The following is a 26,323-nucleotide window of genomic DNA, read 5'->3' on the forward strand; positions in this document are numbered from 1 at the left end:
CTACTGCCACGTTACCTGCAATGGATTTCTATCCACCAATCGCTTATATGTGTATTGGGGATAACCAACCATCAAGCCACCGGTGACAGCTACATCCTTTGGCAAGCCCAGCAGATCGAGCAACGGTTGATAGCCGCTGGCAGCACAAGCCTCAAAAAAGCCTGCCCAACAGGTACCCAGCCCGATCGTTGGCGCGTACAGTTCGGCATAAGCCAGCGAGAAATGGGTGTTATCACGGCCGCGGCCCAAAAGGCTCTTGGCAGCTGTGGCCACAATCAGACAGGGGGCCCCTCGCAAAATTACATCTGCACCTGTTTTGCGGTACTTCTCGACTACTCCGAGATAGTAAGGAGCCCAAGGCGAAGCGCTTTTGATGGCATCCTCCATCCACTCAATTGTTAAAGCCGTAACCTGGCGTAATGTTTCTGGCTGATCAAAGACATAGTAGGCGACGCCTTGCGAATTTCCGCCAGTCGGTGCAAGGCGGGCAATATTTAAAAGCTGAGAGACTTTATCCCGTGGTACTGCAATTTCCTTATATGCACGGATTGACCGCCGCGAACGCAAAAAGCGAGCCGCCGTATCTGCATCGAGAACAGGCGTATTTTCTATTGGCAGTTGATTGGCTAAAGGCGCTTTGTTATTATCTAAGGCTGCTGTGGGGCAAACAGCTACACAGTGTCCGCAAGCAATACAGTGTCCTCCTGAATAGTGCGGCCCTTGCTCTCCCAGATTAATAATGCCCATCGGACAGGCTTTACCGCATAAACCGCAGCGAATACATTTTTCTTGATCGACTTGAATCAGTTTCATATTACATTCTCCTTTTCTGTAAGTACCGACTATTCTTCCAACGCCTGTAGTTTCCTGATGTCATTACTAACCAGCAATGGTATGTTGCTGGTTATCTTCTCGGCAGGCCAATCCCACCATTTGATTGACAACAGCTTCACCACTACTTGATCATCAAATCGTTGCTTGATGATTTGGGCCGGATCTCCGCCAACTATGGTATACGGTGGAACGTCCTTTGTTACAACTGACTTTGCGGCAACAATGGCTCCATCGCCAATCCTAACGCCAGGCATCACGATCGATTCATAACCAATCCAGACATCATTCCCTATTATCGTGTCACCCTTGTTAGGCAAATCCGTTATCCCAGGAAGTCCCGCTTGCCAGCCAGCGCCGAATATGCCGAAAGGGTATGTGGTGAATGAGCTCATATTGTGGTTAGCACCGTTCATTATGAACTTTACTCCGGTTGCAATGGCGCAAAACTTCCCAATGATTAACTTGTCTCCTATGAAGTCATAGTGGTACAACACGTTGTCCTCGAATTTTTCTGGATTCTCTGGATCATCGTAATATGTATAGTCACCAACAATAATTTTAGGATTTTTAACCACGTTTTTTATATAACAGACCCGTGGCTGTCCCGCCATTGGATACGTGTTGCCCGGGCATGGCCCACAAACTTTGTCGCTCTGCATACTAGCTCAATTCCCCTCGCTTATGCTTTAGTTTTTATTATATTGCAGAATCATCCACATTCATATCAGTAGAAGCTGCTGGTACAGACACATGATAACCAGCTTGAAGCAGAAATCAAATTGGATAGCCAAACACCTCCACCAGTGTAATGTATCACTACCATCATACACTGGCGGAGGTGTTCGTGCAATTAGCGGAGGCGATCCAGTAAAGCTACCTTGCTTATCCTATTACAAACTAACTATTTCTTTTGCGCCTTGATTAGGTCGGCGATGCCGGTTTCTTGTACAACTTTGGCAAACTTCTGGCCTTCCTCCAGCCATTTTGCCGCTGCTGCCTGTTGATCCAAATAATCAAGTTGCAGCCCGAGTTTTTCTTGATTGGTTTTAAACTCAGGGCTGGTAATGATTTCTTTGAAACCTGCGGCTAGTTTGGCTTTCACCTCGGCCGGCAGGCCTTTAGGCGCTCCTACTCCAATCCAATAGGTGCAAACAACATCCAGCCCCTGTTCCTTGAAAGTCGGTACATTGCCAAGGACCGGATCGTTCAGCCGTTGTTCGCCTGAAACCGCTAAAATACGTACTGTGCCACTTTTCACATGTTCTTTGATTGCCGCAGGACCAACAACCGCAATCTGAACATGCCCACCCAGCAACGCAGCAGTTATTTCGCCGCCTCCTCGGAAAGGAACCTGTTCAATAGTAATGCCGGCAGTTTTGCCGAACATTTCGCCAACGACATGGTTAATTGAGCCAGTCCCGCCATGAGCAAACTTAAGTTGCCCTGGGTGTTCTTTTGCATATGCAACTAAGTCGTCAAGAGTTTGCCATGGCTGTTTAGCCTGAACAGCCAGAACTGAGGATACCGATGATATTTGGACCACTGGCTCCAGGGCGGTTGGATAGTGGTATTTGGTTTGGCTGTATAACGGGTGCAACACGATTTCATTTGCAACAATGCCAAGCGTATAGCCGTCCGGACTGGCGCCAGCCAGTTCGTTCCAGCCAATGGTGCCCGCTCCGCCAGGCTTATTCACCACAACCAGCGGCTGCCCCAAATGCTTGGTCGCCGTCTTCTCTAACTCCCTAGCGGTCAGATCCGTACTGCCGCCGACGCTGTAGGGGACAATGATGGTAATCGGTTTATCCGGGTATTTGCTTATTGTTTCTACTGGCTTGTTTTGCATACCTGCACATCCTCCCATCATAATCGAAATACCGAGTAAACAGGCTGTTAGTAAGAATATCGTTTTTTTTTGCACGCAACCGCCTCCTTTGCTTTAATAAACCTGAACTATTGGCTTGTCCCAGTTTGCCGCCAGATGACTTTGCCAAGCCAACTGGCGGCAGGATATAGAATAAACATAGCTCCCAACGTCAGAATAGCGCCGGAAATCGGCCGGGTAAACAGTGACCAGATACTTCCATCGAGGATAATCAAGCCTTGCACCAAGCCCCGCTCCAACTCCGGTCCCAGCACCAGACCGATGATCAACGGGGCTGGTTCAAACCCGCTGCGGCGCAACAAAAACCCCAGCACGCCGAATACAATCACCCACATCACGTCAAATACACTGTTATTGACGACATAGGCGCCGGTTAAGGTAACAGCCCCGACTAGCGGCATTAGGATATTGAGCGGGGTTTTGAGCAGTTGCACGAAAATCCCAATCAGCGGCAGGTTGATCACCAGCAATAGCACGTTGCCAATATACATGCTGGCGATCAGTCCCCAAAACAAGTCAGGTTGCTCGCTGATCAGCGCCGGGCCGGGGAGAATGCCGTGGATCATGAAGCCGCTGAGCAAAATCGCCGTTGAGGCACAAAAAGGCAATCCCAGTGACAGCAGCGGGACCATCGCGCCTGATGTGACAGCATTATTCGCCGCTTCCGGTCCGGCAACTCCTTCAATCGCTCCATGACCAAACTCAGCCGGATTTTTGCTGCAGCGTTTTTCCAGCGCGTAAGAGGCAAATGAGGAAATTGTTCCCGTCGGACCAGGCAGCAGCCCAATCAGGAAACCGATAATACCGCCACGAAATATCGGCGTTATTGACCGACGCAGCTCTTCTTTGGTGGGATATAGATCCCGCAAACGTATCGACGGCATATTAGGGCGAATTTTCGTCTGAGTCATACTAGTCAAAATCTCGCCAATGCCGAACAATCCCATCGCTATAATTGACAAATCAATGCCACGATCCAGCTCACCAACAGTGAATGTAAAGCGGCTGATGCCTGATAAACTGTCCATGCCAACGGTACCAAAAATGACCCCGATAGTGGCCATTAAGGCGGACTTCAGTGAGGATGTCCCGGTAAGCTTAGCCAGCACGACCAGTCCTACCACAGCGAGCGAGAAATACTCCGGCGGGCCGAAGGCAAGCGCGGCCTGCGCTAGAGGCGGCGCCAGAAACGTCAGCCCGATTACGCCGATGGTACCGGCGATAAATGAGCCGATCGCCGAAACCGCCAGCGCCGCTCCCGCCCGTCCCTTCTGCGCCATCGGATAGCCGTCCAGGCAGGTAACCATTGATGATCCCTCACCGGGGACATTCAGCAGAATCGACGTGGTGGAGCCGCCATACTTTGATCCGTAATAGATACCTGCAAACATGATTAAGGCCGGGGTGCTGCCAAGTCCATAACTGAACGGCAGCAGCAGAGCGATAGTGCTGATGGTATCAATTCCTGGCAATACACCGACAAGTGTGCCGATCAGCACGCCAACCACGCAGGCCAGCAAATTATATGGCAAGAGGCTGACATACACTCCCTGCATCAGCAGATGTATAACTTCCAAAGCTCCACTCCCTCACATTGCTTTTAGAGGCTGTTACAAAACGCCCATCTGCGTTGTCACGACTACGTTTGCTTGCTTGCGTACCTTTATGTACGCGGCGCGGTGCAAGCCTCGCTGTTCCTAGTGATACTACTACACTTATGTACTACAGCGATGTTTGTAGTCGCATATGTAACAACACCTGGGCATTTTCTAACAGCCTCCCTTTTTTATGGTTGCGTGTTTTTTGAAACACGCTCTTTTACGGCAACGGAATCGCTAAATAGCGCGCAAACAGTAGATAAAATGCGATCGAGCTAGTTGTCGCGAGCAGCAGAGGAACCAGCCAACCTGCCGTATCTGCCACCTTGAACAGATAAAGCAGCAGGATCAGCGTCGCAGCAAAATAGCCGATATTTGTTAGAATGGTAACATAAAACAATAGACCGATGATAACAAAAATGAATTTTGTCCAGTCAACCGGCTCCTGGGTTTCCTTTTTAGCTGATCGCAATTGACTAATAAATATTGCCAAAGACAATAAAAGAGCAGCTGCCCCTGCCAGCATAGGCAAAAAGCCCGATTTAGGTGATCCCAGAGAGCCGAAGGTCAGTTGCCGCGCCTCAAATAGATAAATAATACTGCCAAGCATAACTGATAGAGTAATTAATTTGTCAGCCATTGTTTTACCGCCTTCGTAGTCAGTTCGACCTGAATATCGAGTGGTCTCTATCCGATTGGCTTAAACCCCACTGTAAAGACAGTGCCTTTGCCGGGTTCACTTTCCACGGTAAGTGTTGCCTGATGCCGATGCACAACCCGGTAACAAACAGCCAATCCCAGTCCTGTGCCGGTTTCTTTTGTAGTAAAAAAAGGGGTGCCCAGTTTGTCTCTGATTTCCGGAGGAATGCCAATGCCAACATCTTTTATCGATAACAAGACCCTTGCTTCATCTGTCTGCGTAGTTATGGTAATTGTTCCACCTTCGGGCATAGCGTCCAGCCCGTTTCGTACCATATTTAAAATGAGTTGACGAATGCTATGTTGATCCACCAAAATATTTGGAATATCACCTAACGAAAGTACCATTTCGCAGTTGTTGCGTAAAGCATCTGCCTGCAACAAAGGATAGATACTATGGATAATGTCATTCAGATTGTGCTCATTAAACTCCATGACATTATTTTTGGCCAGAGCCAAAAACTCAGTAATAATACTATTAGCACGGTCTATTTCATCAATCATTAGATCAAAATTGTATTTTTGACGGGTGAACTCCGGCTTATTGCCGATAAACTGCAATAAGCCTCTTACTGTTGTCATTGGGTTTCGTACTTCATGAGCAATACTGGCCGCCATTTCACCAATAATGTTTAATCTGTCCAAGCGGGTCATTTTCTTCGTTTGTTCATTAATATAGTTAAGGATAGGAGTGAATTCAGCGATTTCACTGTGAAAATCATTGCCGCGCTCGTCCAGAATCGCTTCAGCGAATAATTTCAAGTCATTCTTTAACTTAACAAACAATTCGCGAAAGATGGCGATACAGACTAATAACATAAGAAACGCGCCTAAAAATGTATTTAACGTCCGTTTCCAGATGGCTGTATAAACTGCATCTTGATTGATAGAAGCAAAAGCATGGCCAAGAATAACGCCATCTTTTTCGATTGGTCTGATATGGCTGATTGTTCTTGCGCCATACCAGATCAGTGAACTGGGATTTTCCCGAAACTGATCAGTATTGGTTTCATAGATATATTTGAACCGATCGGGGTCAACACTGAGCAGTAACGACGCATCCGCCTGCGGGCCAACAGCAACAATGCTTTCGTGCTGACGAGAATAGAGGCCGAATTTGATATTGCTTACTGGCACAATGATGTCAGCCAAAATTGGTTGGAGTTTTTTGCTGATTATAAGGACTTGCTTTTGCCTCGGTTTGTTGGCAATAACCTGATTACTCAGATTTCCCGCAAAATCATCAACTACGTCCTTTCTAACAAGAAACTCAGTAACCGCTGCAAGCCATTTACTATTCTTTTCGTTTTCTTCTTGCAAAGATAGCCAATAATTATACGCCATAACAGCGATCATTAATAATAATACAACACAGACTATCTTAGCGTTCAGCGCTGTTGTTAGAGTAAGCTTTTTCACTATGTTGGCACCTCTAAAGACTCAAGTCCGAATTATTTGATAGTTCGCTATTTTTTTCAAGAATCCTGCCAAATTTAGTAAAAACTTAGGATATGATGGAAATAATTCATTAGGAAGCATAGCACGAGCGTCACTATGCCGTCAGATTTCTCCGGTGCTTCGCCACGTGATTTGCTGAATATATCTTTTTTTGCTAAACTACCTAGGAAGGAAGGTGGGAAAATGAAATCATTTTCTTCATATATGATCGCTATGGAACACCAGGACAAAACTGTTGAAAATTATCTGAAACAAATTTTACAATGTTCCGGCAGAAAAATTCAAAGACTGACCAGACAAAAGGGGCTGCTCCTAAACGGTAAGCCAACTTTCCTGCAAAAAAAATTAAAGCTTGGGGATAAATTGCAGGTCCTCATCTCTGAAGATGCCGGTTTTGGAGTAAAGCCGGAGCAAGGAGTAGTCGAAATTCTTTACGAAGATGAGTATCTGCTGGTCATAAATAAGCCAGCTCGCCAACTGGTTCATCCTACCGGACAAACAACAAGCGGCACGCTAGCGAATTTCTTAGCGTTCGAGCTACAGCAGCGCAGCATACTAAGCGCTATTCGCGCTGTACATAGAATAGATCGAGACACTTCCGGCTGTGTAATGTTTGCCAAAGATTCTCATAGTCAATTCATTTTGGCACAGCAATTATCAGCAAGGACAATTAAACGCACATACTGGGCTTTAGTCAAAGGAGTCGTTTCGCCGCCATCAGGAACGATCAATGCTCCCATCGGGTCTCACCCAAACCAGCCAAACCGGCGAGCTATCAACGAGCAAGGTGAACCCGCGGTTACCCATTACCGGACGCTCCGCACCTTTCCGGATGCCTCACTACTGGAACTAACTCTAGAGACTGGAAGAACCCACCAAGTTCGCGTCCACCTAGCTCATCTTGGCTATCCAATTATCGGAGATGGCATGTATGGCGTGCGCGTTTCGTGGATGCTAAGGCAAGCTTTGCATGCCGAAGCGATAAGCTTCAACCATATAAAAAAAGAAGAAGAGCTTACGATTCATGCCCCTCTTCCTGCTGATTTTGCTAAAGCTATCGATTATTGCGCCAATCACCAGTAGGACAGCCGTCATCCAACTGACCGGTGTAGCCCAGTCTTCGACTGGGCTCTTATCATTAGCATCATTTTGAACAGTACGACGAGGGCTTAAGTAAATTGATTTTAATAGTAATTGAAAATACCTCCACCGGACAGGTGGAGGTATACAAATTCACTAAAATATCTCTATAAAATTGCGGAAGTTAAGGTTTTGGCTCTACTGGGAGTTTTATGCCACCGCCCCCAATTTTGCACCGGATTACCAATGAGCTACATACTTGGCCTAAGCTCTGTTTATTCCCTTAGCCTAATATTTTCTTAACGGCGATCTTTAAAATTTCCACTCCACTATCGAGGGCTTCTATATCAAAATGCATATCCGGATGATGCAGTCCCGGCGTGGCATTGACGCCCAGTCCGAAGAAGCCTGCTTTTATTTCGGGCTTTTCCCGGGTATAGAAAAAGAAGTCTTCGCCTCCCGGCGTGGAAAATGGTTTGAGCAGCCCTTCATCTCCCAGAGCTTCGCGAATCGAATCCGCAAGTATTGCCGTCATTTCTTCATCCAATTCAGCCGCAGGAATCTCCTTGATCACTTTAGCTTCTGCCTTCGCCCCGACAGTAGCCGCACCTGTTTGAATGGCCTGTAAAACCTTTGTCCTCAATTCATCCATGGTGCTGTTAAATTGGGCTCTGATATCCCAAAACACATGGGCTTCTGCAGGTATGGCGTTGGTTACGCCTGAATCGCACAAAAATTTGGTCGCCTTGGCACTATAGGAAAAATTGGGGTTAAGGTGAATCGCATTAACCGCATTAATGGCACCCACGGCGGCATCAATAGCATTGACCCCGAGGTGAGGACGGGCACCGTGGGCCGGTACACCCGCAATAACAGTTTCTATGGTTCCCGAGGCGGAATAATACATGGCGGGGATTGCCTGGCCAGTCTTACATTCTTCTGCCGGCCGAATATGGAGGCCTAACAACATATCTACATCATCAATGGCACCGCCTTTGATCATCGCCAGGGCACCTGTTCCCAATTCTTCTGCCGGTTGGAAGATAATTTTCAGACGACCTTTTTGAATCGCCTTTTCTTTAATTAATTCTTCGGCCGCAGTCAATACCATAGAGGAATGAGCATCATGGCCACAAGTATGGCGGGCACAATGGACGCCGTCAATCACATGTCCCAGAGCATCCATATCCGCACGCAACGCTAACGTAGGCCCCGCAGTTCCACTGTCATACACGCCGACAATACCTGTCGTACCGCCGACATGACTGGTTGTTTGGAATCCGGCCTTTTCCAATTGGTCCGCCAAGTAAGCGGAGGTTTTGACTTCTTCAAACCCAATTTCCGGGATAGTATGTAAATACTCATAATGCTTTATTACCTTTGACAACAGAACCGCCTCCTTATGAATTCAAAACTTTTCGAACAGCATATATCAAAACATCTTTTCCCTTTTCCAAAGCGTTTTTGTTAAACTTCATATCAGGATGATGAATCCCCGGTGTTAAATCACAGCCCAAGCCAAAATAACCGGCTTTAATTGATGGCTTTTCTTTAATGTAAAAATGAAAATCCTCTCCGCCGGCTGTTTTAACGGGCTCACGAAGCCCCTCGGGACCATATACGGCCGTAATTGCTTCTGATAATAAGTCAATCATATCGCCCGTATATTCAGCAGCGGGAATACTTTGATAATTAGTTACCGCTACTGTGGCTCCCACAGTAGCGGCCCCTGCCTTGATGGCTGATTTTGCTTTCTCAATTAATTTTGCCATCGTACTGTTTAACTCAGAACGCACATCCCAGATGACAGTTGCTTCCGCAGGAATCGCATTGGTAACACCCGCATCACAGGTAAACCGAGTCGCTTTGATACTATAGGACTCATTCGGATTTAAGTGAATGGCATTGACTGCAGTGATTGCCGCAGCGGCCGCATCAATGGCATTAACCCCTAGGTGCGGCCGTGCACCGTGAGCCGGAACGCCATGAAACACACCCTGCAGTCTTTCGGCAGCAGCGTGATATAAGGCAGGGACCGATTGCGCCATACTTACTTCTTCCCCGGGGCGTAAATGAACCCCTAAAATCATGTCCACATCGTCAACAGCACCGGCCTTGATCATGGCAAGAGCGCCGGTTCCCAACTCTTCCGCCGGCTGAAAAATGACTTTCAGTTTTCCCTGCTTTACAGAACCTGTTTTCATCAAGTCCTCGGCAGCAGTGAGCACCATAGCAGAATGAGCATCATGCCCACAAGTATGCATAGCACACAATTTACCGTCAACCATATGGCCTAAAGCATCAATATCCGCTCTCAATGCCATTGTCGGACCGTCTACACCACTGTCATAAACTCCGATAACTCCGGTAGTACCCCCGACTTTCTCAATAACGGTAAATCCGGCTTTTTTAAGCTCATTTGCTAAAAATGCAGCAGTTTTATACTCTTGAAAACCCAACTCCGGTATAGTGTGTAAAAAGTCGTATACTTCAATCACACTTGACATTGAATCACCTCCTAGCTAAATTGTATCGAATATATTGCTATTATTCAAGAAAGAGAGGCTCTTTTTACTATACTCTGCAAAGATTCAGTATTTCTTATGTTATCTAAGATAGTCGGACAAACCATTGACTTATTGATTGATCCTACATATAATAATAACTTATACAGAACAAAAATTCAAACTAGGAGTGATAGCAGTGGCAGAAGAAACAAATCTGCAGACTACCAATGGACGAAAGGTCGGCATAGGCGCATACATCGCATTATTTGTTGCAATTTTATTCTTTTCAGGCATCTTTATGAAAGTTGACGGAATGAAGTGGATAAGCGCCTTTGACTTTACCTCCTTAAGTGGTACATTCGGTACAATGAAAGATCCGGCAAAAAACACCTTTATAGGTGCCGGCGGAGTCAGTGCAAAGGCGGGATTTTTATTCGCCTTATCGTTAGTTCCTACCGTAATGTTGGCATTGGGATGTTTAGAAATCTTTTCTCATTACGGAGCTATCCGAGCCGCTCATAAGTTGCTCACACCTTTCCTTAAGCCGTTGTTGGGCCTTCCGGGTCTTACTGGACTGGCACTTATTACCGACTTACAAAGTACCGATGCCGGTGCAGCACTGACCAAGAATTTATATGATGACAAACAAATTACAAAAAAAGAACTCGTGGTTATGAGTGCTTGGCAGTATTCCGGGGCTGGCATGATCAACAATTATTTCGCTATCGGTTCAGCCTTATTTGCCGTTTTAACGGCACCGGTCATCATTCCCTTATTGCTGATGTTCGTCTTGAAGTTTGTGGGAGCCATGTTTGTTCGATTTGTATTAAACACCGTATACAAGGAGGATTTCCGAGATGAGCAATGATACAAAAACAACTACACCAAGTAATCCTTTTGACATTTTTGTAATCGGCGCACGAAAAGGCTTTAATGTTGCCATCAACAATTTGATGCCAAATGTACTAATGGCCTACGTAATTGCCGAAATTTTGCAGCTCATCGGCGCTATGGAATTTATTGGTCGGTTATTCGGTCCCCTGATGGGATTTTTCGGCCTACCGGGTGAAGCAGCTACCGTACTACTTACAGCTTGGCTTTCCTCCTCAGCCGGTACCGGTATTGCTGTCAGCTTACTAAATAAAGGAATTCTGAATGGTACTCATGCTGCCATATTGATTCCCGCCATTTTCCTAATTGGATCCCAGTTACAATATATGGGACGTTTACTTGGCGTAGCCGATGTCCCTAAGAAATATTGGCCCCTATTAATGCTAGCAAGTATCATAAATGCTTGTATTGCCATGATTGTAATGAGATTCATTGCATAAAGCCGAATTATGCTCTACTACCTTTTGTTAAGAAAATCTATAAAGGAACTGTTCAAGATAGTATGAAAATACTATTTTGAACAGTTCCTTTTTTGATGTTCAGAAAGATGCAGTTGTGGGGCAATAGAGCATAAAATAGGCTGTACTAAGACTTTGTTTGAAAATTGTAATAATTGCGAGACTTGATTGCGTAGCTTTTGGTGATTTCTTCCACAGAATGATCGGTGTCGCCTATCTCGCACGTTATTGGTCCAACATACTACTATTGCAATTTCATATTCCGCGCAATGTGGCAAGGATGACTTACTAAGCCAGTAGCGTGCTAGATCCTTATCTGCATAAAATCATGCGATTTAGGTCATCATAATTATACAGTCATGATTCGATAGGAGGGATTACTTTGGCCAAACCGGATAATCGGGCAGATAATGAGGCGCATCTGCAAAAACATATCGACCACACTATAGCAAACTTGCATGAAGCAAAGGAGTACCTGGATGAGCATGCAAGTGAGATTACTGCTGACGAGAAGCAAGCGATTGAAGCTAAAAATGATCGACGCCAAGAAAGTATTAAAGGTTTCGTAGCGGAGAAAAAAGACGAAGCTCAACAGTAAAAGAACATTCTATTTTACTTCATGAAACGCATGCAGCTCCTTCCAAATTAGGAAGAGGCTGCTTTTTCTATTGCGGACACTACGGACGCTCGGACTTAATTGTTTAATGTCTCTTTATGGAGCAATCTAGCGGAGGCGATCACCCACCTAACCCACACAAAGTAAAAAACCCGCGAAATTCGCGGGCTCCAGGGCATTCCGGATTTAATTTGCAGAGACGATCCGTGGCCTTGCAAATCACACCTTTTTAAGTGACAATTGAGGAACGTCCTCTGTTTTGTCCACGGTAGTATCATCTAGGATTACCGTTCTTTAGCCGATGCCGAATAGGCAAAGGCATCTTTCTTAGTTAGAGCACTACGTTTTAGCTATTTTTCTCCAATTCATCATTGTTACTTTTGAAATGGTGCCAATTCTAAACGAATAAAGAAGCCTTGATTATGATCACAAACAGGACAGACCTTGGGAGCTTCCTTACCATTGTAGACATAGCCGCAATTTAAGCACATCCACTTTGTTTGTACATCGGAAATAAACAATTTATTTTGCTCTAACATGTCTGCAAAATGACCGAAACGGTCACCATGTGTTTTTTCAATTTCTGCAATTAAATGGAAGGAGGCAGCAATTTTTGAGAAACCTTCTTCTTTTGCTTTATCACCAAAAGCTTTATATACAGGATCATACTCTTCATACTCATTGTGCTGAGCAGCTCTAAGTAGTTGAATTGCACCATCGTGGAGGTCCACAGGATATCTTCCATCTACTAGAATATTTTCTCCCACCATTTCTTTTAAGTGGTTGTAAAAAATCTCTGCATGTTCTTTTTCCTGATTAGCAGTGAAGGTAAAGATAGCTTCAATTACATGAAGTTCTTGTTTTTTTGCCTGTGATGCAGCAAAGGTATACCTATTTCTTGCTTGGCTTTCTCCAGCAAAAGCCCTCATCAGATTGTCTTTTGTTACACTATTTTTTAATTCTACTGCCATGATGAACCTCCAAATAATTTGTCTGAAATTATTATTTACAATATATATTTTTTAATCCTATAAAATCCCAATCCCATATAGCCGTATAGAAGTGACCTCACGCCCCCCTCACAGAACCGGGCGGGCCCTTTAAGACATCCGCTTCATAACAGCATTTAACTATAGTTATCCATTTCTACATAAATTCTCTCCTTAGAAGCGGGAATCGTTCAAACCCACACATAGCAAAAAGCCCGCGAATTTCGCGGGCTCCAGGGATTCCTGATTAGATGTTGGAGGTGAGCTGCGACCGGCAAATCCACTCAAACTGGGCCTGAGAGATTCCTACGTCCCCGCATTTATGGGCTTGACTTCAGAAGGAATATGCCACCTGATAGCGAAAATACAAATACCATCACTATAAAAAATCATTATTCGCTGAAATGGAGACTATCAAAATGAAGAAGCTCACTGCTGTTCTTGTCCTAGTTGCTATTACTAGTATTCTCGCTGCCTGCTCTGTCAACAAGGGCGATAATCCCGCCAAAGCAACGCCACAGTTACAGACAATTACACTTGGCATTTTTCCTGATGTTAATTCTATCCCATTTGTTATTGCCCAGGAAAAGGGATTTTTCCGTGAAGAGGGAGTAACAGTGAAGCTTCAAGCCTTTAAGGGCGCGGTTGAACGCGATAGCGCACTGCAAAGCGGCAACCTGGACGGAGCCAACTCTGATATCTTAGCAGAAGCCTTTACAAAAGAAGGTGGCTTTAATACCACTATTACCTCGCTGACAAACGGCAGCTTCAAACTGGTTATCAGCAAAGATGTCACCGCAAACTCCATCAAGGACCTAAAGGGTAAAGATGTGGGGATTTCAAAAAACACAATCATTGAGTACGTAACCGATCAGATGCTGGCAGAGACCGGAATGAACTCTAATGATATCAACAAAATCATTATTCCCCAAATGCCTGCCCGTTTGGAGATGCTAAAAAACGGCAAGATCGCGGCTGCCACCTTGCCAGAACCGCTAGCAACCATTGCCGTCCAGAATGGGGCAAAGGTACTAAACAGTACTGACCAATTAGGCATAAATCCCGGCATCATGATATTTACAACCAAGGCAACAAAGGAAAAAGGCAAAGAAATACAAGCCATGTACAATGCCTATAACAAGGCTGTTGATTATTTGTCCCGGGAACCTGTCGAAAATTATATTGATATCCTGATCACAAAGGGTGGCTTCCCGAAAGAGGTAAAGGGGAATCTTGTCCTGCCTGCCTATCAGAAGGCCTCAGCACCTGATCCCAAAGATGTGGAGACAGTCATGCAATGGCTCCAGGCAAAGCAATTAATTAAGAAAGCCTACTCCTATCAAGAGGTGGTCGATACCTCCTTTGTTAAGTAGTCTAAAGACGGGGACGGAGAGCGTTAACCGCAGAGTACGCAGAGTATGCGGAGGGTACCTGCAGAGGATTCGATACACCCTCTGTGTACCCGTGATAAAACGCAACTTCCCTTCTCTCTCTGGTACCTATACTTCAGCTAATACATCATCTAACTGATTTAAGAGATAATCAACATCTTCACGCGTGATAACCAACGGAGGTTGAAAGGCCAGGACATTGCGGTTGGGACCATTTTTCCCGACTAATATGCCCCGGTCTTTTAGTTTTTCTAGTATAGTATCAAGTTCGTGGCTTGCTGGTGACTTATCGGCAGATACCAGTTCAGCACCAAGCATCAGGCCTAGACCGCGTACATCACCGATTAGCGGGTATCTTTCTTGTAAAGCCAAAAGGCCCGCTTTTAATTGTGCGCCAAGCGCAGCGGCTCGGGCTGGCAGATCATTGTTAGCAATTACGTCCAAGGTCGCTAACGCCGCTGCCGCGGTAACCGGATTGCCACCCAACGTAGAGGCGCCGGGACGCGTATACTTGTCAGCAATTTCTGGTTTAGCAATAAAGGCGCCTACCGGCGTACCATTAGCCAGAGCTTTGGCTACTGTCATAATATCTGGTTCCACTTCGTAGTGCTCAATGGCAAACATTTTACCGGTGCGGCCAAATCCTGTCTGCACTTCATCAACAATGAAAAGAATACCATAGGCCTCAAGAATTTGTTTAACTCGTTTGAAATAGCCAAGCGGTGGGGTGATCATGCCGCCGTTACCCTGAATGGGTTCAGCAAACATGGCGGCTACCTTCCCCGATGTGGCGGTTTTAATCACAGTCTCGATTTCATCGGCGCAAGCCAGATCACACACTGGATACTGTTTGCCGAGCGGGCAGCGATAGCAGTAGGCATTGGAAGCGAAACTGATACCGCCAACCGGTGATGCGTCAGTACGCCAGAGACTGAGCCCAGTCAGGCTCATGCCTAGTTTGGTGCGTCCGTGCAAGCCCTGCCGTAAACTGATAAACTCATGGTTGCCAGTATAAATCGAAGCCAAGAGAGCGGCTCCTTCATTAGCTTCGCTACCGCTGGAGCAGAAAAAGGATTTTTGTAGTCGTCCTGGTGTAATCTGGGATAATCGTTCTGCCAAGTTAACAATATTCTGGGTTAAATATATAGTGCAAGTATGTTGCAGTGTGGTAACTTGGTCGCAAATGGCTTTCGTGATGTCCGGGTTGCAGTGCCCACAGTTGACGACCGAAACCCCGGCAAAACAATCCAGATATCTCTTGCCTGTATGGTCGTATAGGTATTGCATCTCGCCCCGCACCAATTGCATGGGTTGGTCGTAAAAATGATACACGCAGGGTATCAAATACTCGCGTTTTTTGCGTAATACTTCTTCTGGTCCGATATATTGATCCAAGCTAAACACCTCAATTATGCTATATTCTAGCGTGATACCCGATAGCGGAATGTACCAATTCCTAGTTCGCGCGGTCCGATGGCAGCAAGTTTGTCTAGCAAGGCTTGGTCGAAGTGGTAGTCCTCTTGTTGAGAAGCGCATTGATCCAGTTCCTGGCGATAGATTGCAGTAATCAGACCAACTTGCGGGGCAGTATAATGCTGTCCTTCAATGCGGTAACGACTAATGCCGGCCAGTGATTGTAAATAAGGCAGCAAACATAAGTCTTTTGCAAAAAGCAGGTGATTACGGCAGTATTGGTCAATTTTGATCGGGTGGCGCTCCCCGGCCGTGTCTAATAAAGCATACTGGTTGTCCTGACAAAGTGTATGGCAACCGTAATCGGAGCCAAGCACCGCGCTGGGAACACAGTGATCCAGCACCATTGCTTCCAGCGATCCATGGACAATGAGCTCCAGTGGCAACGAGCTGTTGTCAAGTAGATCGGTAATTTGTTCTTGCGTAGCCTCCAGTGAAATGGTGGCCTTTGTTACGCCAAGCGATTGCAGCCATCGCACCGTCAAATGATTAAATACATTTAGAGAAAAATCAGCTTCCAGGGGGAGCGACGAGAGTTGGCGGGCCAGCCGGAGCATACCAATGTTGCTAACCATCAGGCCATGGGGTTTGAGTCGGTCTACGGCAGCAATGAATTGTTCCAATTCTCCGCACTCTCGTTCTGTTGTAATCCGCGGCGTGGTGACAATTATCCGGGTGTTATAAGCAGCAGCTTCGTCAATGGCTTCAGCAATTTCGGCAAGAGTCCAGGGCTTAGCTGGTTTAAAGGCCTCGCCGCCGATGTAGACTATGTTGGCGCCGTGTTGGCAGGCAGCTGTGAGTGAGGCCCGATCAGCTACCCGAACAGCCAGTTCTTTGCCTGTATCTGCTGCCATCGTATTAGGTGCGGGTAGTGCTTTAGGTACAAAAGCAGAAGTCGACATACTTGCTTCTTTTACAGCTTGACTGAAAAAACGGGGTTCGCGTTCACCGCTATAGCCAATCAATTCAGTTCCAGGTTTACCTAACGCATAACACGTAGAGAAGTCGCGCGATCGTCCTTCATTCAAATCCTGCCAGTCTTGCGGATCTATGGTATAACCAGTCGGATCAGCGATATAGCGATCAATCGCCCGGCGGTATACTTGGACAATCCGCTTGACAAACGCAGCGGTCCGCATACGGCCTTCGATCTTAAAGGAAGTTACACCTGCTTGAATGAGCTCAGGCAAATGTAAATACATGCACATATCCTTCACTGCCAGTTTGTAAGGACCAGGGTCACGGTCGCTAAGTACCTTTCCGGTAGCGTCAACTAATTGGTAGGGCCAACGGCAGCCTTTTAAACAACGGCCACGGTTAGAACTTTGGCCAAAAAGCACACCGGAGTGTAGGCACTGACCACCATGGGCGACACACATATCACCATGGATGAAATATTCCACTTCAATACCAGTGCGTTCTTTCAGTAAACGCACTTGCGACAGCGTCATTTCCCGGTTCACTACTACCCTTGAGATCCCGTAGTCTTGCAGGGTGCGGACGGCATGTTCATTATGGGTATTCATCATGACAGAAGCATGCAAGGGTATCGTAATATTCAGTTCTCGAGCCAGCTCCAGTACAGCCAAATCTTGAATAATTAGGGCGTCTGGCTGAAGTTCCTCTAGGAGCCTAAGGTAAGAACGCATACTGTCAAGTTCACGGTCACTGATTAGATTATTCACGGTTATATACAAGAGCACATTGCGATCATGAGCATACTTGATCGCTTTGGCAAGCATTTCGTCATCAAAATTAGCATCAGTGCGGTGCATCCGCATGTTAAAGCGTTTTCCACCTAAATATACGGCATCCGCCCCGGCAGCAATTGCTTCCTCTAGTACCTCCCAGGTACCTACGGGGGCCAATAGTTCAACTGAAGTGGGTGTTAATCGCATATGTCTACCCCTTTATTCGAAAACTTCTGTTGCTTCTGACAGCAGATCGGCTGATAGTGTAATACCAAGATTTTGGGCGGCAAAGTGATTTAACCAAATTTCAGGCTGTTTTACGATACTGATCGCTATATCGCCAGGTGCAGTACCATTCAGTATTCTAGCAGCTTTAGCGGCACAATCATGGCCGAGCTGACGATGATTAGCCACCAATGCGCCAAGTGCTCCGGCGGCTACATTCGGAGCATGTGATGTGATAATTGGCAGACTGACGGCATCAGCATAATAAACGATGGTGGCAAAATTATCTTCCACGATTTTCCCGATCGGTAGAAATAAAGCATCTAAGTCCGGCGGTAGCATATCAGCCAGTTGCGATAAATCCTCTGGACGCTGAATTGATATTTCTTCTACATGAAAAGATGGGTCCGCAGCTTGCCGGAAGTGTTTTAATTCTAACAGTGAGTTGCTATCTGCAGCATGGTATAATACGCCAAGATTTTGCGCAGCAGGTAAAAGGCGGTGAATAAAGGCAACTTTAGCATCGGCTTTCACCATGCCGGCAACACCGGTCAACTTGCCTCCAGGATGTTCTAGGCTGGTCACTAAGCCGGCGCCAATTGGATCAAATACAGGTGTAAAGACAATCGGAATGCTACCGTCAAGTCCAGCAGCAGCAACGGTTGCAGGAGTGGAGCAAGCAAAAATAAGGTCTACCTTGAGATCAGCCAGATTAGCGGCCAATTCGGGAAGTACCATGAGGTTACCGTCAGCATTTTTATAATAAAATTCAGCTGGCAGGCCGAGTTCAGCGCAGCCAGACTTAAAGCCTTGCACTGCGTCATCCAGGTTTTGGGTCAACTGTAAAATCCCTATATGATACAATGAACAACACCTCTTATACGCATTTTTAACCTATAGGCATTCCACATTGTACTGTATAATACCTGCTACCCGGACAGCTCCTTACTTTCTCGCATTACATATCTAGCGGACGTACGAGACTGTACATAAAAACCTCGGAACCCGCGAAATTCACGGGTTCCGAGGTTTTCCGGATTTACATGATGGAGACGATACGCGGCCTTGAAAATCAACTATTTTATTGCTTATAACCATAATCCGGAATCCTCGTCCAAGCAAGACTCCCTACCCTTTCGGGTGAATTTATTGGGTGGAGGCGATTATTCCATTCCAATTCTCATCCTTTAAGAAAGCAACGGAACCCCATCAAGCCTTCTAGCGCCTATGGAAAAATTCTCTTTCCTAAGGCAGACGCGATAAATTCCACTGCGACACCAGCAGTGGAATTTGCTCTTCCGTCTAAAATAGGATTCACCTCGACAACTTCCATTGATTTCAAAATCTTAGCCTCTGCGATTAACTCTAGTGCTAAGTGCGCCTCCCGGTAATTTAGTCCACCAGTCACCGGTGTCCCAACACCTGAGGCAATCGAAGGGTCTACGACGTCCATGTCAAAGCTCAAATGAATCCCATTTCCCCCGCTTCCGGCAATTGCAATAGCTTCTCTGGTGATTTGGGCGATACCCCTTTCATCAATGTCCTTCATGCTAAATACGGTTACCTTAGACTGCTTCAATTGAATTTTTTCTTCAGGATCCAAGTCTCTAACACCGATAATTACCGTTTTTTCTTCCTTGACTTTCGGGGAGAATCCACCGATAGTAACCAGCTTGGCATCTCCTCGTCCACACGAGGAGGCGAGTGACATCCCGTGAATATTACCCGTTTCACTTGTTTCCAGGCTATTGAAGTCACCATGGGCATCCATCCATATTAGCCCGATATCAGGAATCTTTCTAGATGCTCCTAGCAAAGAACCTAACGCGATACTATGGTCCCCACCTAAGACAAGCGGGAAATTCCCCCGGTCTAAAGCAGCAGATACAAATTCGCCAAGTTTTAAGCATCCCTCGATTATTTCATTAATAAACCGTAGGCTAGGATTATCAACTTTTAGACTTTCTTGAACTGGAATATCAATATTACCGCGGTCAATAACCTCTAGTTCCATTTTGCGCAAAACTTCGCTTAAACTAGCGTACCGAATGGCGCTTGGCCCCATATCCGTTCCCCGTCGACTTGCTCCAAGATCCATCGGTACTCCGATTATTTCAATAGCCATTTCCGCGCTCCCTTTCTGTTCGTAGGTTACGAAAATAGTATTCCCATACTTCATCAATATCCCCAGAAATATCGCCCTTCCTCTAGACGATAAAGTAGTAAATGCAGAATGGGACGTGAATACACAAATCGATATATGTTATAATGTGGTCCAACTACTCACAGCCTTCTTTTACACATTAGATCCCCGAGAATTATATTTGAGCTATTATCCCGGAGTTTTACAGACAGATGGCTTTCCGAAAGACCAGGGTTGTACTGTTGCATTGCGATTACTATCATTTATGTTAAAACGAAACCTGCTATTGTTCCTACTAAACGAGGTGGAAAATGAAAAAAGCTTCTTTATTATCGGAAAAGGTTAGACAGTTCTTGAATATTTTGCTTCCAATATTGATTACACAGCTTTCTCTAGGTGCAACCAGCTTTTTCGATACGGTAATGTCAGGAAACGCCAGTCAGAATGATTTAGCAGGGGTTGCTATCGGCGCTAACCTGTGGATGCCAATATTTACTGGGGTAAATGGAGTTCTCGTTGGTATAACGCCCATTTTGGCCCAGCTGCATGGTGCAGGGAAAAAAGAAACTATGCCGATCATTGTAATGCAGGGAATCTATCTCGCAGTAGTGCTCACATTGCTCCTGCTTATCTGCGGGCCACTTATCTTAACGCAAATATTTGCTGTAATGCGACTAGAAAGTTCGGTCCGGGACATTGCCTATCAGTTTTTGGCTGCGTTATCTCTTGGTATGTTTCCTTTATTTGTATCTGCTGTTTTACGGAATTTTATTGATGCGTTAGGATATACTCGAGTAACTATGATCATTGCGCTTTGTGCGTTACCTATCAATATTGTCCTTAACTATCTACTTATTTTCGGTAATTTCGGATTCCCTCGCCTGGGTGGCGCCGGAGCAGGCTACGCCTCCGCTGTAACCTACTGGTGCATACTCTTCATAAGCCTACTAGTGGTACATCGTACCAAACCATTTAAAGATTACCGGATATTTAACCGGTTGTATGGTGTCTCACTTATCATATGGAAGGAACTTTTAATGGTAGGGATTCCTATCGGGTCTTCTATCTTCTGTGAGGTTAGTATTTTCGGAGTGGTAGCACTGCTAATGGCCGAATTCGGTACGGAAATTATAGCCGCACATCAAGCAGCTATTAATTTTGCTAGTCTGATCTATATAATACCATTAAGCATCGGCATGGCACTGACAATTGTAATCGGGTTTGAAGTCGGAGCGAGAAGGTATGAAGACGCGCGGCAATATAGTTTATTAGGAGTTGGCATTGCAATTGCCGTTGCATTGTTCTTTGCTGGGGGCTTATCCCTTTTCAGTCACCAAATTGCCGGGTTATATACAAATAGCCCTATTGTTCTGCAATTAATACAGAGCTTTCTGGCTTATGCAGTATTATTCCAATTGTCAGATGCATTCGCCGCACCAATACAGGGAGCACTAAGAGGATATAAAGACGTAAAGGTTACGTTGATAATGGCCATTGTATCTTATTGGATCATTGGCATGCCAACTGGTTATATCCTGGCAAAATATAATACCAGTCCATATGGCTATTGGATCGGGCTGATCACAGGTTTAGCCGTCGGGGCAATCGTTCTATCTGTAAGACTAATCCGCCTGCAGAAAAAATACATTAAAAATTACTCTTAAAAAAGCTGTCAGAGTACGAACTTAGGCAGAATTTACAAAGATATGCTTTCCAAGCATCGAAGAAGGATCACTACAATGTATGGAATCAAAAAGCCAAGTAGATCATTGTCTACTTGGCTTTTTGATTCTGGTTAAGTTCGCACGTATACGCCAGAAACTTACAGGAGAATTCAAAAGCAGATGGGGAAAACTAAGGTTAACAAAATAAAAGGAGATGATGTAAGTGAGCCTGCTGAGTCGCATAAATTCTAGAGTGCGAGAAGAGGGCTACGCAAAAACCTTACAATATGGTGTCTTGGTAGGCGCTGATTCCTTCACAGCCTACTTACGGGATACGTATTTAGACTTAAAATATAGCGACAGGCTATTGCGTGGTAACAATGTAAGTAGTTTTAAACACCTTGGAGCCAATGATGTCTTTCATACGGACTATAGTGTTATGCCCTTGTTATTTCGCAATTTACCTGTTAGTCCAGATGATGTCCTTGTCGACGTCGGATGTGGAAAAGGACGCGTAATTAACTACTGGCTAAGCCAAAAATACAAAAATCAAATTATCGGTCTTGAAATTGACCCTGATATAGCTGCAAACACCGCTCGCCAACTCGCAAACCATGCCAACGTAAAAGTGATCCCTGGAGACGCAATTGAAACCCTCCCCTCCGAAGGTACAATTTTCTACTTCTATAACCCATTTAATGAAGAAAAAGTAGTCAAATTCGAACAAAAAGTAAGAGAACTCACCAGAGGGAATCAAGTCAACATTATATATTACAATCCTAAAAGTCTGCATGTATTTGAAAATAGTAAATGGTCGATACAAAGATTTGACTTTGAGAGAGATTTTGGAGTCAAAAGGTGGGGGCGGCTGAACAAATACCATGAGTTGGCTATACTAACTAAGAAACATCCCTGCATAAAGTAATCGCTCACCTGTTTCATATAAAGGGGCTGATCGGTTCGGGAAGCTTTCTGATTACAACCAGCTTTTCGATATAAGGAGTGGTATCATGACCTATCGGGACAACGGTTCGTATCTAGGTTTCCGTAAAGCCAGAAAGATCGGCAAAAAAACATCGCAAGAAAACGTCATTATGGATTGGCTGATAAGAAAAAATCGTACCGCCAATCATGTACAGGATCAGCCTGCTGTTACATCGACACAGAACGTTTTTGAAACAGTGGATTAATTACGAGTTGCGAGACCACCTGCGCCTAATATAAAAGAAATACCACTAGTAAGCGGTATTTCTTTTTTGGTGTTTATACGATTCTATTTCATTATACAGACGCAAAAATAGATTTTTCTTTAAAGAGACATATTATATGTTCAAGTACGATAGCAACATCTTGCAGACAGCCTAGGCTGAGCCTTGCATGGTCGTTTGCCTGTTCGCCTGCCGCCTCTTCTAAAGGTGTATTCAGCTTATCATTATGGATCACTTCGCACGTTGAATTATCTTGGAGAATCATAGTTGTAAGATTGCATGCAGAGTGAGTACTAGTAGTGAATGAATCCACTATTATGTCGATTACATTCGGGTAAAATGCAAGGCAAAATACCGGAACTAGTAACGCGTTAAACGTTCTCATCAAGAGAGGGTCTTCTTTATCGCATAAAAAACTCTTCATAAGTGGTAATGGTAGTGCAACAATTATTACTGCAGGCGAAAAGAGTCCAAACAAAGGTAATATCGACATACTCATTTTACCCTTTAACCTGATCATAGTGCCAACTGCAAGGCCAACATACGCAAAAATTAAGAGATACACTAAGTCGAATAGCACTATATTCCCCCCAGACTTGAAGTGTTGCCAGGTGCAGCAGCGGTAGAATCTCTTATAAACTTATGCGCTGCCCAATCATATGTGGTAAATGATATAGCAACGGCTCCAACAATATACCAAAAATCCAGTGCACCAAATTCGAATCCATCCTCTGCACCGTCTGTAAACCTCAAGGTCAGATTTGCTTTATTTGTAGCGATAGTTTGAACTCTATTCATAGTGTCAATACTGTGTCCCAGATTCTTTGCGATCCCCTCAGCGTTACTACCTTTCTGCAAGCTAGTCAAATCATTTTTAATACTAGCTTGAAGTCGATCGATCAGAGCAGATACCCGCCCATATTCTGAAGGCAAAGTATCTTCTGATAAAGCAGCATGAATTACCTGTAGTTGACTTTTCGCTACCGACATTTCCATGTGATCTACTATCCCAGCAAAACCAATGATGAACAAAACAGAGAAAGTAATAAAAGCTAAAAAGTTAGAAATCCGCCGTTCGCCTCGAAAATTAACCCAGTCAAGATAGTCTATGACATAGGGGATTGCAAATATCATTATTCCCACAAAAAACCCTAGTCCTAACCCGATAGCAGATTTAAGTGCTAACCAACCCATAATCGTGTAAAAGATTCGAAAACCCAGGCCGAGCACTTTAGGCTTTACAGACTGAATATAATGTTCGCAATTCTCGCCATTGCATTTCGGCGCAAGAAAATGAATGCATTGTGACTCTACGCATCTATTCCCAGAAAAACGAGTCATAATTTCGTCTCCCTAAGCCTGATGCATAGGACTTCTATATAGCTAATCAATTTTCCTTCTTTTGGAAGTTGTTCTATAAATTGTGCCCATCTCATTTTCATATTATGCGCCAAACCTCTTGTCTGTGATTCGAATGTCACTACTAAAGGAGGTGAATATGATGGTATGTAAAACAACAACAAATGCCCTACAGCCTTTCCCGGCTGTAGGGCATAATTTCTTCCTCTAAATTATCTGATTGTGCACCCGCAACAGCTTTTACGCAGCCTTACCTTCAATCTCCCCTACCATTCCTTCCCTGGGTGGATGACCTTCACCTCGTCGCTGTCGGGCTGCCACCGTTGTAGCGGCTCCGACAGCGATGGTTATCAAATTACCGGTTCCATCATATAAGTTAGCAAGAGTGGATAGGCATAGACGGGAACGCAATCTTTGCTGATAGAGTCCTGCAGCAAGATCGAAAGGGGAACCGGAAAAATGAACGGTACTGTGCAACGGATGTATTTCTTTGACAATCTGAGAGTCTTCATTATTCTTTTGATGGTTGTATTTCATGTTGGAATGGCCTATACAACCTGGGATCTTGTCTGGTGGGTTAACGACATGCAAAAAAACAAACTCTTCGATCTGTTTGTTTGGGCAACAGATGTTTACATCATGCCAATCATGTTTTTGATCGCCGGCTATTTTACACCTGTGCTTTTGCTTAACAAAGGGATAAAACTATTTTGGCAGGATAAATTACGGCGTATTGTTCTTCCCTGGCTGGCGGGTGTGCTATTTATTGCTCCCTTAATTGGTTATAGTGCGCTCGTAAGCAATACGGATACGCAACCCAATTACCTTTCGTTCTGGGCGAATGATTTCTTCGGTGAGTATTATCAGCAAGCACATTACTGGTTTTTAGAATTATTGGCCATCTTCTTTTTGCTGTTTACTATTGCCTATGTATTACGCCCGTCATACTTCAGAGAACAACCTCAAAGTCGGATTCCCTCGGTCTGGTTTTTCCTTTTATTTGCCTTGTTTTCCGCTGTACCTTTTTTCATCGGTAATTTATTCTTCTGGTCGGATGCGTGGATCCATGTTAAACGACTTATTATGATTCAGCCGGTACGAGTCGGGTTATATCTTTGCTACTTTGCGTTAGGAGTATACGCCTGGAAGAATGCCTGGTTTACCCGGGATGGCTATAGACCATGCCCATTTACCTGGAGCATCGCGGCGGTTATCATGCTTTTTGTCTTCTTGTATTATCGTGTGACATTCACGCTTATGCCTGATGTTCCGGTATTGTTTAAAGCAGGTCATGCGCTCGTCTTTTCTTTCTTTTCTTTAACTGCTGCGTTTTCCTTTATCGCTTTATTTCAACGGTTTGCTGACAGCGACGCCTATTTATGGCGCCGTCTGGCAGCCAATTCCTATACGATTTATTTTATCCACCAGTGTGTGGTTATTCCTCTGGCTTTTGCAGTACAGAAAATACAATTTAATATATGGATTAAATATTTAGGAGTGTCTGTTGCAGCAGTTACCTTATGTTTCTTAATTTCCGAGTATATTATCAGTCCTGTTTTATCGCTGACAAAGAAAGACGGCAAACCATTATAATGGAATTTGCCGTAGGTGACAGGAGGATAAATAAGTTTGTCTGCAGCCTGGCTCAATCCCTGTTAGAGGGCTTGAGCCAGGCTGCTTTCCCGCTTGCGATGAGCAATAGTCTGCGGTGAGAAACTTGCTAATCCGTTTTATCGCTTGGGATATCGACTCGTCAGTCTCCCGCATCAGTAAGTGAACTGGTTATTCATTTAGCAATAGCCATGCAGCGTTGTATTCATTCTACTTCAGCAGAATATTTACCGCTGTTTCTATTCTCCGCAGCGCCTCGGCCAGCACGGCTTTCCGGCAGGCAATATTGATTCGCATGAACCCGGCCCCGCCTGTGGATAATTGAAAGTGGCCTGTTTCGCTCGTATTATTCAGATAATCCGGCCTGATATAATGAGCCACCGTTCCGGCATGTGAGCCACCTCTCCGGATGGCAGCACCGCTGCAGCAAAAAAGCGCCCTTGAGTAATCTTCCGTTTGGCAACAGATGATAATTCCCTTCACCAGATGACCGACATGAATCCAGCCAGCCTATCATGCTTAGTGCTGGTCATGAGCGAGATT

General features: G+C 45.0%; 25 protein-coding genes. 9 read left to right on the forward strand and 16 right to left on the reverse strand.

Going from position 1 to position 26,323, the window contains the following annotated elements:
* The 6 genes from AXX12_RS14325 to AXX12_RS14350 all read right to left on the reverse strand — a co-directional run bounded on the left by AXX12_RS14325 (position 1) and on the right by AXX12_RS14350 (position 6,435).
* On the reverse strand, positions 1 to 813 hold the full coding sequence (locus AXX12_RS14325) for a nitroreductase family protein (RefSeq protein WP_066244142.1): 813 nt from the start codon (positions 811 to 813) through the stop codon (positions 1 to 3).
* A 29-nt stretch (positions 814 to 842) separates the two neighbouring features.
* Positions 843 to 1,493 carry a Vat family streptogramin A O-acetyltransferase gene (locus AXX12_RS14330; protein ID WP_074431376.1) on the reverse strand — a complete coding sequence of 217 codons (651 nt, stop codon included), beginning with the start codon at positions 1,491 to 1,493 and terminating at the stop codon, positions 843 to 845.
* A 242-nt stretch (positions 1,494 to 1,735) separates the two neighbouring features.
* Positions 1,736 to 2,680 (reverse strand): Bug family tripartite tricarboxylate transporter substrate binding protein, encoded by a 945-nt coding sequence (locus tag AXX12_RS14335; RefSeq protein WP_066244455.1) that lies wholly within the window; start codon positions 2,678 to 2,680, stop codon positions 1,736 to 1,738.
* Between the two features lie 107 nt (positions 2,681 to 2,787).
* Positions 2,788 to 4,275, reverse strand: coding sequence for a tripartite tricarboxylate transporter permease (locus tag AXX12_RS14340; RefSeq protein ID WP_461781734.1), 1,488 nt, complete (start codon positions 4,273 to 4,275; stop codon positions 2,788 to 2,790).
* A gap of 262 nt (positions 4,276 to 4,537) precedes the next feature.
* Positions 4,538 to 4,957 carry a tripartite tricarboxylate transporter TctB family protein gene (locus AXX12_RS14345; RefSeq protein WP_066244148.1) on the reverse strand — a complete coding sequence of 140 codons (420 nt, stop codon included), beginning with the start codon at positions 4,955 to 4,957 and terminating at the stop codon, positions 4,538 to 4,540.
* A gap of 47 nt (positions 4,958 to 5,004) precedes the next feature.
* Entirely contained in the window at positions 5,005 to 6,435 is a 1,431-nt protein-coding gene (locus tag AXX12_RS14350; RefSeq protein ID WP_066244151.1) for an ATP-binding protein, read from the reverse strand.
* Positions 6,436 to 6,657: 222 nt separating this feature from the next.
* On the opposite strand from AXX12_RS14350, the gene AXX12_RS14355 reads away from it, so the two are divergent.
* Positions 6,658 to 7,557: an RluA family pseudouridine synthase gene (locus tag AXX12_RS14355; RefSeq protein WP_066244155.1), complete on the forward strand. Its 900-nt coding sequence runs from the start codon at positions 6,658 to 6,660 to the stop codon at positions 7,555 to 7,557.
* Between the two features lie 280 nt (positions 7,558 to 7,837).
* Here AXX12_RS14355 and AXX12_RS14360 read toward each other — a convergent pair whose 3' ends face one another.
* Positions 7,838 to 8,941 carry a M20 peptidase aminoacylase family protein gene (locus AXX12_RS14360; protein WP_066244157.1) on the reverse strand — a complete coding sequence of 368 codons (1,104 nt, stop codon included), beginning with the start codon at positions 8,939 to 8,941 and terminating at the stop codon, positions 7,838 to 7,840.
* Positions 8,942 to 8,954: 13 nt separating this feature from the next.
* A complete protein-coding gene (locus AXX12_RS14365; RefSeq protein WP_066244160.1) occupies positions 8,955 to 10,061 on the reverse strand; it encodes an amidohydrolase in 1,107 nt (368 codons plus the stop codon).
* A gap of 196 nt (positions 10,062 to 10,257) precedes the next feature.
* Between AXX12_RS14365 and AXX12_RS14370 the strand changes: the two genes are divergently transcribed.
* The 3 genes from AXX12_RS14370 (at position 10,258) to tlp (ending at position 12,008) form a co-directional block, all read left to right on the forward strand.
* Complete coding sequence (locus AXX12_RS14370) at positions 10,258 to 10,929, forward strand: nucleoside recognition domain-containing protein (RefSeq protein ID WP_066244163.1); 672 nt, start codon at positions 10,258 to 10,260, stop codon at positions 10,927 to 10,929.
* A complete protein-coding gene (locus AXX12_RS14375; RefSeq protein ID WP_066244166.1) occupies positions 10,919 to 11,392 on the forward strand; it encodes a YjiG family protein in 474 nt (157 codons plus the stop codon). Before AXX12_RS14370 ends, AXX12_RS14375 begins: the two co-directional genes overlap by 11 nt.
* A 400-nt stretch (positions 11,393 to 11,792) precedes the next feature.
* Positions 11,793 to 12,008, forward strand: coding sequence for a small acid-soluble spore protein Tlp (tlp, locus tag AXX12_RS14380; protein WP_066244169.1), 216 nt, complete (start codon positions 11,793 to 11,795; stop codon positions 12,006 to 12,008).
* A gap of 392 nt (positions 12,009 to 12,400) precedes the next feature.
* On the opposite strand, the gene rbr is transcribed toward tlp, so the two are convergent.
* The gene (gene rbr / locus AXX12_RS14385) at positions 12,401 to 12,997 is read right to left on the reverse strand and encodes a rubrerythrin (RefSeq protein ID WP_066244172.1); all 597 of its coding nucleotides are present in this window, start codon (positions 12,995 to 12,997) and stop codon (positions 12,401 to 12,403) included.
* A 437-nt stretch (positions 12,998 to 13,434) separates the two neighbouring features.
* Here rbr and AXX12_RS14390 point away from each other — a divergent pair, with 437 nt between their 5' ends.
* Positions 13,435 to 14,388, forward strand: coding sequence for an ABC transporter substrate-binding protein (locus tag AXX12_RS14390; protein WP_066244174.1), 954 nt, complete (start codon positions 13,435 to 13,437; stop codon positions 14,386 to 14,388).
* A gap of 126 nt (positions 14,389 to 14,514) precedes the next feature.
* Here AXX12_RS14390 and AXX12_RS14395 read toward each other — a convergent pair whose 3' ends face one another.
* The 4 genes from AXX12_RS14395 to rocF form a co-directional block, all read right to left on the reverse strand.
* The gene (locus tag AXX12_RS14395) at positions 14,515 to 15,801 is read right to left on the reverse strand and encodes an aspartate aminotransferase family protein (protein ID WP_066244176.1); all 1,287 of its coding nucleotides are present in this window, start codon (positions 15,799 to 15,801) and stop codon (positions 14,515 to 14,517) included.
* A 26-nt stretch (positions 15,802 to 15,827) separates the two neighbouring features.
* Entirely contained in the window at positions 15,828 to 17,777 is a 1,950-nt protein-coding gene (locus AXX12_RS14400) for a peptidase U32 family protein (protein ID WP_066244178.1), read from the reverse strand.
* A gap of 12 nt (positions 17,778 to 17,789) precedes the next feature.
* Positions 17,790 to 18,659 carry an ABC transporter substrate-binding protein gene (locus AXX12_RS14405; protein WP_066244181.1) on the reverse strand — a complete coding sequence of 290 codons (870 nt, stop codon included), beginning with the start codon at positions 18,657 to 18,659 and terminating at the stop codon, positions 17,790 to 17,792.
* A gap of 361 nt (positions 18,660 to 19,020) precedes the next feature.
* The gene (rocF, locus tag AXX12_RS14410; RefSeq protein WP_066244457.1) at positions 19,021 to 19,920 is read right to left on the reverse strand and encodes an arginase; all 900 of its coding nucleotides are present in this window, start codon (positions 19,918 to 19,920) and stop codon (positions 19,021 to 19,023) included.
* Positions 19,921 to 20,249: 329 nt separating this feature from the next.
* Here rocF and AXX12_RS14415 point away from each other — a divergent pair, with 329 nt between their 5' ends.
* From AXX12_RS14415 to AXX12_RS14425, 3 genes are all read left to right on the forward strand, one after another.
* The gene (locus AXX12_RS14415) at positions 20,250 to 21,602 is read left to right on the forward strand and encodes an MATE family efflux transporter (protein ID WP_066244184.1); all 1,353 of its coding nucleotides are present in this window, start codon (positions 20,250 to 20,252) and stop codon (positions 21,600 to 21,602) included.
* Between the two features lie 223 nt (positions 21,603 to 21,825).
* Positions 21,826 to 22,527, forward strand: a complete 702-nt coding sequence (locus tag AXX12_RS14420; protein WP_066244187.1) for a methyltransferase domain-containing protein — start codon at positions 21,826 to 21,828, stop codon at positions 22,525 to 22,527.
* A gap of 85 nt (positions 22,528 to 22,612) precedes the next feature.
* Complete coding sequence (locus AXX12_RS14425) at positions 22,613 to 22,792, forward strand: hypothetical protein (protein ID WP_066244190.1); 180 nt, start codon at positions 22,613 to 22,615, stop codon at positions 22,790 to 22,792.
* A gap of 91 nt (positions 22,793 to 22,883) precedes the next feature.
* Here AXX12_RS14425 and AXX12_RS14430 read toward each other — a convergent pair whose 3' ends face one another.
* From AXX12_RS14430 to AXX12_RS19630, 3 genes are all read right to left on the reverse strand, one after another.
* On the reverse strand, positions 22,884 to 23,390 hold the full coding sequence (locus AXX12_RS14430; protein ID WP_066244192.1) for a hypothetical protein: 507 nt from the start codon (positions 23,388 to 23,390) through the stop codon (positions 22,884 to 22,886).
* Positions 23,390 to 24,151: a hypothetical protein gene (locus AXX12_RS14435; protein WP_066244194.1), complete on the reverse strand. Its 762-nt coding sequence runs from the start codon at positions 24,149 to 24,151 to the stop codon at positions 23,390 to 23,392. The genes AXX12_RS14430 and AXX12_RS14435 overlap by 1 nt, the downstream gene beginning before the upstream one ends.
* A gap of 258 nt (positions 24,152 to 24,409) precedes the next feature.
* Positions 24,410 to 24,706 carry a hypothetical protein gene (locus AXX12_RS19630; protein ID WP_197470747.1) on the reverse strand — a complete coding sequence of 99 codons (297 nt, stop codon included), beginning with the start codon at positions 24,704 to 24,706 and terminating at the stop codon, positions 24,410 to 24,412.
* 6 nt (positions 24,707 to 24,712) lie between these two features.
* Here AXX12_RS19630 and AXX12_RS14440 point away from each other — a divergent pair, with 6 nt between their 5' ends.
* Positions 24,713 to 25,762 (forward strand): acyltransferase family protein, encoded by a 1,050-nt coding sequence (locus AXX12_RS14440; RefSeq protein WP_231881912.1) that lies wholly within the window; start codon positions 24,713 to 24,715, stop codon positions 25,760 to 25,762.
* Positions 25,763 to 26,323: the final 561 nt, after the last annotated feature.

Origin of the sequence: Anaerosporomusa subterranea (assembly GCF_001611555.1) — a bacterium.
GTDB classification, from domain to species: Bacteria; Bacillota; Negativicutes; order Sporomusales; family Acetonemataceae; genus Anaerosporomusa; species Anaerosporomusa subterranea.